Source organism: Enterobacter hormaechei subsp. xiangfangensis (assembly GCF_001729785.1).
GTDB lineage: Bacteria > Pseudomonadota > Gammaproteobacteria > Enterobacterales > Enterobacteriaceae > Enterobacter > Enterobacter hormaechei_C.
In genome coordinates this window covers 2,550,025-2,563,710 of record NZ_CP017183.1, presented here as the reverse complement: position 1 = coordinate 2,563,710, position 13,686 = coordinate 2,550,025, and the positions used below count along the sequence as shown (strand labels likewise).

General features: G+C 54.2%; 18 protein-coding genes. 7 read left to right on the top strand and 11 right to left on the bottom strand.

Going from position 1 to position 13,686, the window contains the following annotated elements; genetic code table 11:
- Positions 1-44: 44 nt before the first annotated feature.
- The 4 genes from BFV63_RS23065 to leuE all read left to right on the top strand — a co-directional run bounded on the left by BFV63_RS23065 (position 45) and on the right by leuE (position 1,590).
- Positions 45-218, top strand: a complete 174-nt coding sequence (locus tag BFV63_RS23065; RefSeq protein WP_017384232.1) for a YciY family protein — start codon at positions 45-47, stop codon at positions 216-218.
- Between the two features lie 118 nt (positions 219-336).
- A complete protein-coding gene (locus BFV63_RS23590; protein ID WP_210911827.1) occupies positions 337-465 on the top strand; it encodes a KPN_01571 family protein in 129 nt (42 codons plus the stop codon).
- An 11-nt stretch (positions 466-476) separates the two neighbouring features.
- Positions 477-887 carry an Exc2 family lipoprotein gene (locus tag BFV63_RS12345; RefSeq protein ID WP_003856751.1) on the top strand — a complete coding sequence of 137 codons (411 nt, stop codon included), beginning with the start codon at positions 477-479 and terminating at the stop codon, positions 885-887.
- A gap of 67 nt (positions 888-954) precedes the next feature.
- Complete coding sequence (gene leuE / locus BFV63_RS12340) at positions 955-1,590, top strand: leucine efflux protein LeuE (protein ID WP_022651359.1); 636 nt, start codon at positions 955-957, stop codon at positions 1,588-1,590.
- Between the two features lie 33 nt (positions 1,591-1,623).
- Here leuE and BFV63_RS12335 read toward each other — a convergent pair whose 3' ends face one another.
- Positions 1,624-1,920, bottom strand: coding sequence for a YciI family protein (locus BFV63_RS12335; RefSeq protein ID WP_003856755.1), 297 nt, complete (start codon positions 1,918-1,920; stop codon positions 1,624-1,626).
- 221 nt (positions 1,921-2,141) lie between these two features.
- Between BFV63_RS12335 and tonB the strand changes: the two genes are divergently transcribed.
- A complete protein-coding gene (gene tonB / locus BFV63_RS12330) occupies positions 2,142-2,870 on the top strand; it encodes a TonB system transport protein TonB (RefSeq protein WP_003856757.1) in 729 nt (242 codons plus the stop codon).
- 38 nt (positions 2,871-2,908) lie between these two features.
- Here tonB and yciA read toward each other — a convergent pair whose 3' ends face one another.
- The 5 genes from yciA to BFV63_RS12305 form a co-directional block, all read right to left on the bottom strand.
- Positions 2,909-3,304, bottom strand: a complete 396-nt coding sequence (gene yciA, locus BFV63_RS12325; RefSeq protein ID WP_003856759.1) for an acyl-CoA thioester hydrolase YciA — start codon at positions 3,302-3,304, stop codon at positions 2,909-2,911.
- 98 nt (positions 3,305-3,402) lie between these two features.
- Positions 3,403-5,589: a TonB-dependent siderophore receptor gene (locus BFV63_RS12320; protein ID WP_048240654.1), complete on the bottom strand. Its 2,187-nt coding sequence runs from the start codon at positions 5,587-5,589 to the stop codon at positions 3,403-3,405.
- A gap of 180 nt (positions 5,590-5,769) precedes the next feature.
- Positions 5,770-6,309 (bottom strand): septation protein A, encoded by a 540-nt coding sequence (locus BFV63_RS12315; RefSeq protein WP_003856762.1) that lies wholly within the window; start codon positions 6,307-6,309, stop codon positions 5,770-5,772.
- A gap of 13 nt (positions 6,310-6,322) precedes the next feature.
- Entirely contained in the window at positions 6,323-7,066 is a 744-nt protein-coding gene (locus tag BFV63_RS12310) for a YciC family protein (RefSeq protein WP_048240655.1), read from the bottom strand.
- Between the two features lie 25 nt (positions 7,067-7,091).
- Entirely contained in the window at positions 7,092-7,496 is a 405-nt protein-coding gene (locus BFV63_RS12305) for a YkgJ family cysteine cluster protein (protein WP_003856766.1), read from the bottom strand.
- A gap of 282 nt (positions 7,497-7,778) precedes the next feature.
- Here BFV63_RS12305 and ompW point away from each other — a divergent pair, with 282 nt between their 5' ends.
- Together ompW and ymcF are read left to right on the top strand one after the other, a co-directional pair.
- Positions 7,779-8,411 (top strand): outer membrane protein OmpW, encoded by a 633-nt coding sequence (ompW, locus tag BFV63_RS12300; RefSeq protein ID WP_003856769.1) that lies wholly within the window; start codon positions 7,779-7,781, stop codon positions 8,409-8,411.
- Positions 8,412-8,440: 29 nt separating this feature from the next.
- A complete protein-coding gene (gene ymcF / locus BFV63_RS23630) occupies positions 8,441-8,662 on the top strand; it encodes a cold shock small protein YmcF (RefSeq protein WP_463726345.1) in 222 nt (73 codons plus the stop codon).
- Between the two features lie 35 nt (positions 8,663-8,697).
- Here ymcF and yedF read toward each other — a convergent pair whose 3' ends face one another.
- From yedF to trpCF, 5 genes are all read right to left on the bottom strand, one after another.
- Entirely contained in the window at positions 8,698-8,931 is a 234-nt protein-coding gene (yedF, locus tag BFV63_RS12295; RefSeq protein WP_003856774.1) for a sulfurtransferase-like selenium metabolism protein YedF, read from the bottom strand.
- Positions 8,928-10,139 (bottom strand): selenium metabolism membrane protein YedE/FdhT, encoded by a 1,212-nt coding sequence (gene yedE, locus BFV63_RS12290; protein WP_045346342.1) that lies wholly within the window; start codon positions 10,137-10,139, stop codon positions 8,928-8,930. Before yedE ends, yedF begins: the two co-directional genes overlap by 4 nt.
- Positions 10,140-10,313: 174 nt before the next feature.
- Positions 10,314-11,123 (bottom strand): tryptophan synthase subunit alpha, encoded by an 810-nt coding sequence (gene trpA, locus BFV63_RS12285; protein WP_032609356.1) that lies wholly within the window; start codon positions 11,121-11,123, stop codon positions 10,314-10,316.
- Positions 11,123-12,316: a tryptophan synthase subunit beta gene (trpB, locus tag BFV63_RS12280; RefSeq protein ID WP_003856780.1), complete on the bottom strand. Its 1,194-nt coding sequence runs from the start codon at positions 12,314-12,316 to the stop codon at positions 11,123-11,125. The genes trpA and trpB overlap by 1 nt, the downstream gene beginning before the upstream one ends.
- Positions 12,317-12,326: 10 nt before the next feature.
- Complete coding sequence (gene trpCF / locus BFV63_RS12275) at positions 12,327-13,685, bottom strand: bifunctional indole-3-glycerol-phosphate synthase TrpC/phosphoribosylanthranilate isomerase TrpF (protein WP_069597541.1); 1,359 nt, start codon at positions 13,683-13,685, stop codon at positions 12,327-12,329.
- Between the last annotated feature and the right edge of the window lies 1 nt (position 13,686).

Here is a 13,686-nt window from a genome sequence, read left to right as displayed (position 1 = left end):
CTTAGGCATATAATGGCATCTCTGTTAGAGAAAGAGTTGTAGACATGAAGCGCAGTAGAACTGAAGTTGGGCGCTGGCGCATGTTGCGACAGGTGAGTCGTCGTAAGGCTCGTTGGCTGGAAGCACAATCCCGCCGCAATATGCGTATCCACGCCATCAGAAAATGTGGCCTGAACAGACACCGTAACGCGCTGTTGTTCGCGGTCCAGGACATCTGAAAAGCATGAAGGGCACCGTAAAGGTGCCCATTAAACATCCAGGCTATCAATTTTTGCAGTCTCTTCCCATCTGCTTTCCGCGATATACTGAGTCCCCTTAACGTCATGATATTAAAAGATGAATCCTTATCTCTGGATTTTTATTGTACTTTTGGCGCTGGATGCGCTCAGGGAAGATTTAGGACTTTCGTCATTTTCCTCATTGGCAGATTATGTTTTCGCATGCGGAATACATTGGCTTTATTAAAGGAACAAAGGATGAACGGAAAAGTAATGGCAGCACTCTTTGGGATTGCGATATTAAGCGGTTGTGCCAGCAGCAAAACCTCACCCGAACGGCACGCGTTTTATTTCGTGTCGCATCAGTCCAGCTTTACTGGCGGCAATTACACCTCCAGCGTGCAGAAAAATTATCAGCTGAACGTGGCGCAGTTCCGCGAGCTTTATGCCCGGGGCAAAGCTGACCGCGCGGAAGGGCGGACTCAGGCTGAAGCCAGTGAATACGCACAAAGCATTCGCGATCAGCTAAAAGAAAATGCGACGTCTCAGGAATTGTTCGCAGGCAACACGAAGGATAAATGGTCATCGGACATGGACAGTAAAGACGCCATATTATTTGGCAACGAACTGGCCGCGACTTATCTTGATGGCTATAACGGCGTACAATAGCGCAACTGATTAAGGGGATACCGTAATTACCGGTATCCCCGCTGTTTTTGAGCGAAAGGAGTGAGACGTGTTTGCGGAGTTTGGTGTACTGAATTTCTGGACCTATGTTGTCGGCGCATTTTTTATCGTGCTGGTTCCAGGACCGAACACCTTGTTTGTGCTGAAAACAGGGATTGGCCACGGCGTTAAGAAAGGCTATCTGGCAGCCACCGGTGTGTTTATTGGTGATGCCGTGCTGATGTTTCTGGCCTGGGCGGGCGTCGCCGCGTTGATCCAGACCACTCCGGTATTATTTAATATTGTCCGCTATCTGGGCGCGTTTTATCTGCTGTGGCTGGGCGGGAAAATGCTCTGGTCCGTTATGATGCGTCAAAAAAATGCGCACGAAAGTAGCGCCGAACCGGCAAGCGCAATCCTTAAGCGTTCGCTGGTGCTGAGCCTGACGAACCCGAAAGCGATTCTCTTTTACGTGTCGTTCTTCGTACAGTTCATTGATGTCAATGCGAAGAATACCGGCACGTCGTTCCTGATCCTCGCCACAACGCTTGAGCTGATCAGCTTCATGTACATGAGCTTCCTGATTTTCTCAGGCGCGTTTGTCACGCGTTACCTCAAAACCAAAAAGAAACTGGCGAAGCTGGGGAACGGGCTGATAGGTCTGCTGTTTGTCGGATTTGCGGCGAGGCTGGCGTCGCTGCACTGAATGAAGAAAAGGCTCCCGAGGGAGCCTTTCGTTTCAGAATACTTTTTTATACGGACGAACCGTGACTTTCTCGTACACGCCGGCTGCGACGTACGGGTCTGCTTCTGCCCAGGCCTGCGCGGCTTCAAGAGATTCAAACTCGGCAATCACCGTGGAGCCGGTAAAACCCGCCGCGCCCGGATCGTTGCTGTCAACGGCAGGCATCGGGCCTGCGGTCAGCAACCGACCTTCATCCTGTAGCAACTGTAAACGCGCCAGATGGGCAGGGCGAACGGAAAGACGTTTTTCCAGAGAATCAGGTACATCTTCAGCGTAAATCACGTAAAGCACGGCAAAGCTCCTTAACCGGTAAAAGTGACAATTACGTTATGTGAAAGCACAAATGACTGCAATGTAAAGATAATAACAATGTTAAAACCCTGATCTGGATGCCCCTTTTTTGCCCTCATGTAAGCTTAAATTGCGCCAGGACAAAGTGTCTTATTGAATATGATTGCTATTTGCATTTAAAATCAAGGTTCGGTTTTTTAACGTTGATGATTATGACTTCGATGACCCTTGATTTACCTCGCCGCTTTCCATGGCCGACGCTGCTTTCCGTCGTTATTCACGGTGCTGTCGTGGCGGGTCTGCTCTATACCTCGGTTCATCAGGTTATTGAAATGCCGGCGCCCGCGCAGCCAATTTCTGTGACCATGGTATCGCCTGCGGATCTTGAGCCGCCGCAGGTTGCGCCGCCGCCGCCACAGCCCGTTGTTGAACCCGAGCCAGAGCCAGAGCCCGAGCCGGTTCCTGAACCGCCGAAAGAAGCGCCGGTGGTGATCCATAAGCCGGAGCCGAAACCTAAGCCGAAGCCAAAACCCAAGCCGGTCAAAAAGGTGGAAGAGCGTCCGAAACGCGAAGTGCGTCCGGTTGAGCCACGCGCCACGCAGCCGGTTGAAAATGTCGCCCCGTCACGTCCGCTGATGAATAACACCACGACCGCGACAAAACCGACGGTAACGGCGCCAGCAGGCCCGCGCGCGCTGAGCCGTAACCAGCCGCAGTACCCGGCACGTGCTCAGGCGTTACGTATTGAAGGGCGTGTACGGGTGAAATTCGACGTTACGGCCGATGGACGTGTCGATAACGTGGAAATCCTGTCCGCACAGCCGGCGAATATGTTTGAACGTGAAGTTAAATCGGCCATGCGCAGGTGGCGCTATGAAGCCGGTAAACCCGGCAATGGGTTGATTGTGAACATTGTCTTCCGCCTGAACGGCGGGGCACAGATGGAATAAAAGAAGCCTCCGCAAGGAGGCTTTTTTTTACCTGAGGATCAGCTCCGTGGGAGCTGGCGGGGCTTACCGTCGCTATCCACCGCCACATAGATGAATAATGCTTCCGTCGCCTTATAGCGCTGACCAATCGGTTCAGAAGAGACTTTTTTTACCCATACTTCAATGTTGATGGAGACAGACGTATTGCCGCGTTTTACGCAGCGTGCATAACAGCACACCACGTCCCCCACCGCGACAGGGCGCAGGAAGGTCATGCCATCGACCCGGACTGTCACCACGCGCCCGTGTGCAATCTCTTTTGCCAGGATTGCACCGCCCATATCCATCTGCGACATCAACCAGCCGCCAAAAATATCGCCATTGGCATTCGTATCCGCAGGCATTGCCAGTGTGCGTAAAACCAGTTCGCCCTGTGGGGCGTCATTTGTTGTCATTGTTTTTAAACTCGTAACTGAAGACTTCAGGCGGGATGCTACTATGATTTCTGGCTGGAGAGAATAGGGTTAGCGCCCGCAGAGCAGGCGCCTTAGGGTCAGAAGGACAGGGTCACGCCTGCGTAATACGCACGGCCTGGTTCGTTATAGGTCGATGCACCATCATTTTCACGGTAAATCTGCTTGTCAAAGAGGTTGCTGATGCCGGCATTCAGGCGCAGGTTTTTGGTCAGCTGATAGTTACTGCCGATACCCACGATGGAATACGCGCCGATCTCTCTGTTGGACATCGCATTTTCCTCTTTGCGGATTTCAGCGTTTTCTCTGGGCTTCTGGCGGCCGTACATCGTCCAGCTTACGTTGGCTGAAAGCTTGCTGTTAACCTCCCAGTCCAGCATGGTGTTGACGGTATATTTGGGGATAATCGACAAAGGGTTGCCGGTGTCCTTACTTTCAGACTGAATCATATACGTCGCATTGGTACGCCATGTTAGCGTGTCGCGGATAACCGGGACGGTGAGATTGCCCTCCAGCCCCTCAACAACAGCCTTTCCTCCGTTCTGCCACTGAAGGATATTTGCGCCGCTGCTTGTCTGGCCCAGCACGTCCGTTCCTGAAACGATCTTGTTTTTGTAATCGTTGCGGAACCAGGTTATGCCAGCCTCGTAGCCTTCCAGCGCAAAGGCCAGGCCAATCTCTTTGTTCACGCTGATTTCCGGATCCAGATCCGGGTTACCTAACAGGTAACAGCTTCCTTCGGAAACGTTGTTCGGGCAGCCATTACCGCGGGTGGAAAGCAGATAGCCTTCGCTGGATTGATACAGGTTTGGCGCTTTAAATACCCGAGCGATACCCGCTTTAACCTTGAACATGTCACCCAAATCCTGGGAGACGTTCAGGCTAGGACTCCAGTTGCTGCCGAACTGATTGTGATAATCAAAGCGGATCCCTGGGATCAGGTTGGTGCCCTGACGCGCTTCAATATTGTCCTCAAGATAGATGCCGGTGAGGTCAGCGCTGTTTTTGCTGTTGCGCTCAGAAGCCGTGCCGGGAACGCCGTTAATCACTTCTCCCGACACATTTGTCGCCTGCATTGAGGCCGGATCGTTCAGTTCATCACGGTTCCATTCTGCACCCACGGTTAGCGTCTGTTCGACCAGCCAGAAGAAAGGAATGTTCAGTTCACCCGTTGAACGGTATGACTCCAGCCGGCTGGTATCGTATTTATCGCTATTGATCATCCCCTCAACTTTGCCCGTAGAGCCTTCTTCCAGGCGGGTGTTGTTGGTCTTTTCATAATAGACACCGAACTTTGACTGACCCCAGTCCCAGATGCCGTTGTGCGTAATGCCATAAGACTGGCGGTACATTCGGTTGGTTTCGTGTCCATACAGGGACGACACCAGACCGTCAGGGCTGACGTTGCTGTTGCTGTATTGAGTATCACCCGCGTAGATATTGCCCTGGCGGCTGTAGCTGTAGTCGAAATCGATAATCTGCTGTGGCGTGAGTTTCCAGGAGAGCAGGGCATTGATGTCCTTGTTGCGCACGCCTTCACGTCCGGCGGCGTAAGAGCCGTTTTGCGCGGTGTTGATGTCCTGAGCATCTGCGTCGGTTTTGTTGATATTCCCGTACAGGCGCATCGTTAACGCATCGCCCGCAAGAGGGCCGCTCAGATCAAAATTAGCGCGTTTTGTCGCCCCCTCTTTATCATTTTCAGGCTGGTTAGTGTACAGGGAGAGTGAGCCGTGCCAGTCGTTGGTCGGGCGTTTGGTAATGATGTTGACGACGCCGCCGGCCGCCCCCGAACCATAGCGGGCGGCAGCAGGTCCCCGGAGCACTTCAATGCGCTCAACCATCTCTGGCGGAACCCAGTTAGTATCCCCGCGGGTATCGCGCTCCCCGCGCCAGCTGTAGCGCACCGAGTTACGTGACGTCACCGGCACACCGTCAATCAGAATCAGCGTGTTCTCCGGCCCCATACCGCGGATGTCGATCTGGCGGTTGTTACCGCGGCTGCCTGTCGCGCTGTTTCCGGTGAGGTTAACCCCGGGCATTTTGCGAATAATTTCTGAAAGATCGTTAACCGGTGGATCCTTTTCTATGTCCTTTGCCGTGATGATGGAAACCCCCGGCTGTTGCTTCAGCGCCTCTTCAGCGGTGGCCTGAACAACCATTGTTTCACCATCGGCGAGAGTCTCTTCCGCTGCGTGTGCGCTCTGGTATAGCGTTGAAAAAATGGCGAGCGTAAGTGTAGCCGGGGCAAATCTTATTATGTTATTCATCAACTCATTTCCATTTGTTAAAAATGCGATGACGAATATTAATGATAGTCATTCTCATTACAATAAAGTGACAGCAATCTCCATAAAATCTTCATGATTCAGACATTTTCGCAGGAAGGATGTAGAGAAAAGAGAAGGCGGGAAAAGAGGCCAGACCGCGTGGCGATCTGGCCAGAAGGATCAGTGCTTGTCATCCTGCGGCATGTGGCGATAAATATAAACGCCGCTGAGCAGGGTGAAGATAAGAGTCAGCGCCGTCAGGCCAAACACCTTGAAGTTGACCCAGATATTCTGCGGGAGCCAGAATGCGATATAGATATTCGCCAGACCACACAGAATAAAAAATAGCGCCCAGGCGATATTCAGACGCCCCCACACAGCCTGCGGCAGGGTCAGTTCTTTCCCCAGCATGCGCTGGATCAGTGGCTTCTTCATCACCCACTGGCTGATGAGGAGTGCGCCCGCAAACAGGCCGTAAATCACCGTGACCTTCCATTTGATAAATTCATCATTGTGGAAGAACAATGTCAGACCACCAAACACCGCCACCATCAGGAAGGTGATGAGCGCCATCTTTTCAACTTTGCGATAGCGAACCCAGCTGTAAATCAGCACCACAGCCGTTGCCACAATCAGCGCCAGCGTGCCGGCATAAATGTCGTACAGCTTATAAAAAGCGAAAAATACGATCAGCGGTAAAAAATCAAGAAACTGCTTCATTCTGCGATCCCAGTTACTGACGAATTAACATGTACAGGCGGAACAAATAGACCAGCAGCACGGCTGAAATCAGATTGCTCAGCGTATTGGCGACAACCGCTCCGACGTTTGGCGTTAACACCGCAAAATTCGGCGCAAACAGCAACAGCAGAGTCTTGGCCAGCAGCCAGCTGATAACGGCCGGGGCGACCAGTCGCATATTGGCCCATGCGAGCCTGATGCTGCTGCGCATGGCGGTGAAAATGCCCAGTTTGTCCTGCACAACCATTACTGGCGCGAATGAAAGCACGATAGCCAGCAGCACGCCCGGAACGACCACCAACATGATCCCCATCTGGACCAGCAGCGTGGTCAGGAAGATGAGGATAAACAGCTTTGGCAGCACCGGAGCACTGGCCCCGATTGCACGTAACGCGCTGACGCGTTGGCCGGCAGATACCAGTTGGATCATCAGCAACACGCCACCCGCCAGAATGGCGTTGCCAATCAGACCCGAGAAGGTAGATGCCGCAGATGCGCGCAGCAAGATTTGCTGTTGCTCAGGCGTCATATTCTGCACAAGGTCAAACAACCCTGCGCTGCCTGCAAGATGCTCCCCCTGGCTCAGCGTGGCAATCTGTTCATCACTGGGTGAGAACGCATGACCCAGCACCACCGTAATAAAGGCGCACAACAACGCGATCAGTAAAAAGGTAATGAACTGATTGCGGAAAAAATTTCCCGTGTCACGGTAGACAGACTTCGCCGTGATAGACATGCACTCTCCTTGAGTATTGCAGGTGTTAATTAGCCGGCAATTGTACACCGGATAACACGCTGGTGGCAGCATCAAGGCTTGTATGGAAAAGCATATCTTTGTAAAGCGGCGGTAATCCATAGCGGGCGCGGGCGCGATTGCATGCCTCATTGACCTGCCCATCCTCTCCCGACATCGCGAAAGTGCGACACGGGCTGGGGCGATCCGCGTAAATGGAGCAGCGGGTGGATACCCCAGGTTCACCTTCCAGTGCCACACAGCGGCTCTGTTTTTGATTGGTGCCGCGCATACAGCGCAGAAAAGGGGTTAAGGGTTCAGTGAGATCGACCGGAACGGTGCCGCCGCCATCGCTGGCTTCAGCCCAATAGAAAGAGACTCGAAAATACGCACAACAGGCTCCGCACGTCATGCACGGGTTATGATCACTCATGGCACACCTGCAAAAGTAGAACGCATCAAATCACATTGTGAGAGCGATAAATTATCCAGCCGCTACAGGAAGCGCAAGAGAGGGAAAACAGAAAATTTTGTAACCATGAAATGCCAAAAATTGACGCGGTAACAACTTATTGCTTTATGAGGTGTCACCAAAAATTAACCTAGATCAATGAATGTTAACTTACTGGTTTTAATGTGATCTGTGTTAGATCACTTATTACTCATTTGTGAGTATATTCTCCTCCGCAATTAAAACCACAACGATGGAGCGGATATGAAAAAATTAGCGGTGGCAGCCCTTATCTTAAGCAGTCTCTCTGGCGGCGCTTACGCGCATGAAGCAGGTGAATTCTTTATTCGTGCCGGTTCGGCAACGGTACGTCCAACGGAAGGGTCCGACAATGTGCTGGGTATGGGCGGGTTTAACGTCAGCAATAACACCCAGTTAGGCCTGACGTTTACGTATATGGCAACGGATAACATTGGCGTCGAGCTTTTAGCCGCCACGCCATTCCGTCACCGCGTCGGTTTAGGACCGACCGGGGACATTGCCACGGTGCACCATTTGCCACCAACGCTGATGGCGCAGTGGTACTTCGGAGATTCCAGCAGCAAGGTGCGCCCTTATATTGGTGCAGGCGTTAACTACACCACCTTCTTTGATGAGAAATTTAACGATACCGGTAAAGAGGCCGGGCTCTCCGATCTCAGCCTGAAAGACTCGTGGGGCATGGCGGGACAGGTTGGTCTGGATTATCTGATTAATCGTGACTGGCTGATCAACGCCTCTGTCTGGTATATGGACATTGATACGGACGTGCGCTTTAAAGCTGGCGGGCAGCAGCAAAGTATCAATACCCGTCTGGATCCGTGGGTATTTATGTTCTCAGCAGGCTATCGTTTCTGACAGAAGATATATCCCCTGTCAGCCGGTGATTGCTGTATGGTGGTTGTTCCACACACCTGTCTGGAGGGGATATCCCCAACATCAAATTTGAGTGTCCGGTTTGTGCAGGTAAACAGTTTCAGTTCACGACGTTCAGCCCAGCACATAGCCTACCTCACGGTGCTATCTGTTCCGTTTGCGGAACACGTCTCACCATTCATTCATGCCTGCCGAAGCTCAGACGACGACGGTGGCCAAAGCCAGTAAACTAGAAAAGGCCTCTGAGAGGCCTTTTTCGATCGTGAAATCACTTCTGAATTAAATAACGAATGGTTGGTCCGTCCTGCTGGATATCCAGCACGGTATAGCCGTGATTTTTGGCATCAAGCGGAATGTTATTGATCGACTGGGGGCAATCGCTCACCACTTCCAGAATTTCACCTTTCTTTAGCTGCGGTAGCGCTTCAAGCGTGGCGACGGCCGGGTAAGGGCAAGGTTCACCCACCATATCGAGACGATAATCAGGCACGATCTCTTTCATGCGGCATTCTCCTGAGTTTCAGTTTTGGCGGTGGCGCGTCGGAAGAAGCGCTTCTCTTGTGCAACAACCAGTAAGAAGGCGATGAGCAGCAGGGCATAGGTCACCAGGAGCCCCCCGAGTGGACCAAAGGTTTTCAGCAGGTTGACCTTGTCCCAGTTTGTTACCAGCACCGGAGAGACGTCATCCCAGTAGCAGGCCAGAAGGGTAGAGCCAATCACGTTACCCAGACCCACCCACCAGTAATGCACCTGGCCTTCCACAGCGCGATACATCCAGCCGGTTTCACACCCGCCCGCCAGCACGATGCCAAAGCCAAACAGCAGCCCGCCAATCACGGCATTTGGGCCCGCCCACATAATTTTTGGCTCCACGCCGAGCTGAACATAGCTGAAGATGCCAATTGCGCTCACGGCCATGCCGGCAATGATCGCCTTCGCCATCATGGTGCGTCCGGTGATCCACATATCGCGAAACGCGGAGGTAAAGCAGATCTGCGCGCGTTCAATCAGCAGACCAAAGCCGACGCCGAACAGCATGGCCAGACCGAGTTTGGGCTGATTCATTGCCGTGCAAATCGCCCAGGCAACCATAGCAAAAAAGACCAGCATACCGAGGCGGAAACGACGACGCGCCTGATCGGGTTTTTGCGTTAACGGAGAGGCAGCGCTAACTTTCGTCATTTTCACCGGAATGCGGAACAGCGGCAGCAGGGTGAATTTAGCACCGAAGTAGGAGCCGATGGCGGTGGCGACGGCAAAGAACCAGGCATGCAGCGAGAACTGCGGAATGCCGGTAAAGAACGCGGCCAGATTACAGCCCATCGCCAGACGAGCGCCAAACCCGGCAATGATGCCGCCGACCACGGCCTGCATAATGCGGATGCGGCTTTTCGGCATGCGCAACTTAACGTTGTTGGCCCACAGCGCGGCCGCAAAACAGCCGCCGAACATGCCAATGATCATCATTCCGTCGATGCGGGTCAGCGGTGTGCCCTCAAGATGGATCAGTTTGAAGTAGCCCCACTCTTCGGCATGGACGCCTGCCAGCTGTAATAGCTGCCCACCCCAGCGGGTAAACTCGCCCGTAACAGCCCAGAAGGTGCCGGTAATACCGAAATAATAGGTAGAGAGAATGCCTGCCGCGATAACGGCCGGAACAGGTGACCAGAACTTAACCAGGTAAGTCTGTTTGAAGGAATACCATGACATGAATAACCTCTGAACTCAGAAGGGTAACGCTAAAAAGAGCCCAGATCATACGCTTACGCGAAAGTTTGGAAAGTCATTCACACCGAAAATATCGACAGGATCAATTTTGACCTGCTTCTTTCAGGAAGAGAGGAGGGAAAACCGCCTGACGCCGGGGCCAGACGGTGTTAACGGTTACGCCTTGCGCGTGGCCGCTTTCATGGATGTGACGAATGCGTGTAATTCAGCCAGCATCTGCTGTGGCTTATCCACGTTCTTCTCGATAATTTTCACGATAGCCGAACCCGAAATGGCCCCGGCGGCTTTCGCGTCAATCGCCGCAGTAACCTGATCCGGTGAGGAAATGCCAAAGCCCTGAAGCGGCGGTGCAGCATGGTATTCTGCAAGCTTCTCCACCAGATGATGCAGCGGCAGCGCGGCTTTGTTTTCCGCACCGGTGACGCCCGCACGGGAGAGCAGGTAGGTGTAACCTCGTCCGTAAGAGGCAATCTGGCGCAACAGATCGTCATCGGCATTCGGTGGACAGATGAAAATCGGCGCGACGTTGTGGCGCATTGCCGCCTGACGGAATGGCGCAGACTCTTCAACGGGCACGTCAGCCACCAGCACGGAGTCAACGCCCACGCGGGCGCACTCTGCGTAAAACGCATCAATGCCGCGGCTGAACACCAGGTTGGCGTACATCAGCAGGCCGATCGGAATGGTCGGGTGCTTCTGACGGATCGCCGCCAGCATTTCAAAGCACTGGCTCGGCGTCACGCCCGCGGCAAACGCGCGTAGCGTTGCGTTCTGAATGGTCGGGCCATCCGCCAGCGGATCGGAGAACGGAATACCGAGCTCCAGCGCGTCGGCACCGGCATCAATCAGGGTGTCGATAATCTTCAGCGACTGCTCCGGGCCGGGGTCGCCCAGCGTCACGAAGGGAACGAACGCGCCTTCCTGGCGGGCTTTCAGTTGTGCAAATGCGTTGTCGTAGCGTTCCATCAGATTTCCCCTCGTGCTTTCAGAATATCGTGAACGGTGAAGATATCTTTGTCACCGCGACCGGAAAGGTTTACCACCAGCAGCTGCTCTTTTTCCGGGTTTTCCTTCATCATTTTCAGCGCGTGCGCCAGCGCGTGGGAAGACTCCAGCGCCGGGATGATCCCTTCATTGCGGCACAGCGTTTTGAAGGCCTCCAGCGCTTCGTCATCGGTGATGGAGACATAATCCGCGCGGCCGGTGCTGTTCAGGAACGCGTGCTGCGGCCCTACGGACGGGAAATCCAGCCCGGCAGAGATCGAGTAAGACTCCTCAATCTGCCCTTCATCGGTCTGCATCATCGGGGCCTTCATGCCGAAGTAGATCCCCACGCGGCCATGCTTCAGCGGCGCACCATGCTCGCCCGTTTCAATGCCGTGGCCGGCAGGCTCAACGCCAATCAGCCCAACGCTGGTTTCGTCGATAAAATCGGCAAACATGCCGATGGCGTTAGATCCGCCGCCAACGCAGGCGATCACCGCATCCGGCAGGCGACCCTCTTTTTCGAGGATCTGCGCTTTAGTCTCTTCGCCGATCATGCGCTGGAATTCACGCACGATGGTCGGGAACGGGTGCGGGCCCGCGGCGGTACCGAGCATGTAGTGGGCGGTTTCGTAGCTGCCAGACCAGTCGCGCAGCGCTTCATTACAGGCATCTTTCAGCGTGGCAGAACCGCTGTGCACCGGGATCACTTCCGCCCCCATCAGACGCATACGGAACACGTTTGGCGACTGGCGCTCAACGTCCTTCGCCCCCATGTAAATGCGGCATTTCAGGCCGAGCAGGGCGCTGGCGAGCGCTGAGGCCACACCGTGCTGCCCCGCGCCGGTTTCGGCGATGATTTCGGTTTTACCCATCCGCTTCGCGAGCAGCGCCTGGCCCAGCACCTGGTTAGTTTTATGCGCGCCACCGTGCAGCAAATCTTCACGCTTAAGATACAGCGTAGTTTTAGTGCCTTCGGTCAGGTTGCGGCACTTTGTCAGCGCCGTCGGACGACCGGCGTAGTTTTTCAGCAGGTCAGTAAACTCCGCCTGAAACGCCGGATCTTTCTGTGCGCTCACGAACGCTTCTTCCAGCTGGCGCAGCGCGGGCATCAGGATTTGTGGGACATACATCCCACCGAACTCACCAAAATACGGGTTAAGTAATGTCGTCATCTTCTCTTCCTTAATATGCACGCAGAGTTTTAAATACCGATGCCAGCTTGCTGGCGTCTTTAATGCCCGGTTGGGACTCTACGCCTGAATTGAAATCGAGGCCGGCGCAGCCGGTTTTGGCCGCTTCCACACAGTTATCGGGGCTTAATCCCCCCGCCAGCAGGACATTGTCCAGCACTTCGCCACGCAGCAGTGACCAGTCGAAACGCTGCCCCGTGCCGCCCTGGCCGTTGTCGAGCACGTATTTATCAACATGCTTCAGGTTACGCGCGGGCAGGGTGGCGCCAACGCTTTGCGCTTTCCAGATCTGAACCTGAGGCGCCAGAGCATGTCGCAGAGCATCAATGTACGCCTGATCTTCATCGCCATGCAGCTGAACCGCGCTCAGGGATAACGCGTCCGCTTTAGCCGCAACGTCGTTAATATCCGCATCGCGGAACACGCCCACGTAGTTCAGTGGCGCAGCCGCCATCACCTTGCGCGCCTGTTCCTCATTAACGGCGCGAGGAGAGGACTCAACAAAGATCAGACCACCATAGATTGCGCCCGCTTCATATGCGGCCTGCGCATCCTGTTCACGGGTCAGGCCGCAGACTTTGTTCTCACCCAACAGCACGCGGCGCACGGCCGCATTAAGATCGTCGTGTTCCATCATCGCGGAGCCGATCAGGAAACCGTTGGCAAAGTGGCTGAGTTCGCGCACCTGAGCGTAGCTGTTTATCCCGGATTCGCTGATCACCGTGACGCCCGCGCCCAGACGCGGCGCAAGCTGGCGCGTACGGTTGAGGTCAATCGACAGGTCGCGCAGGTCGCGGTTGTTAATGCCGACCACTTTGGCTTCCAGCGCGATGGCGCGCTCCAGCTCCTCTTCGTTGCTCACTTCGGTCAGTACGCACATATTCAGGCTGTGCGCGACGGCGGAGAGCTGGCGATACTGCTCGTCATCCAGCACGGAGAGCATCAGCAGGCAGGCATCGGCCTGGTAAAAGCGCGCCAGCCAGATCTGATACGGGTCGATAATAAAGTCTTTGCACAGAATCGGCTGCGGCGCGATGCCGCTGACTACGGGCAGAAAATCGAAGCTGCCCTGAAAATATTTCTCATCCGTCAGCACAGAAATGGCAGACGCATGATGCTTGTAGATACCGGCAATACGCGCCGGGTCGAAATCGTCACGGATCACGCCTTTGGACGGAGACGCTTTTTTACACTCCAGAATAAACGCGGTACGCGCGCCCTGAAGCGCATCATAAAAACGACGGCTGCTCGGAACGACGTCATTCTGAAAACTGGCGAGCGGCTGCTGTTGCTTGCGGGCTTCCACCCAGATGGCCTTATCGGCGACGATTTTCGCTAAAACGGTCTGCATT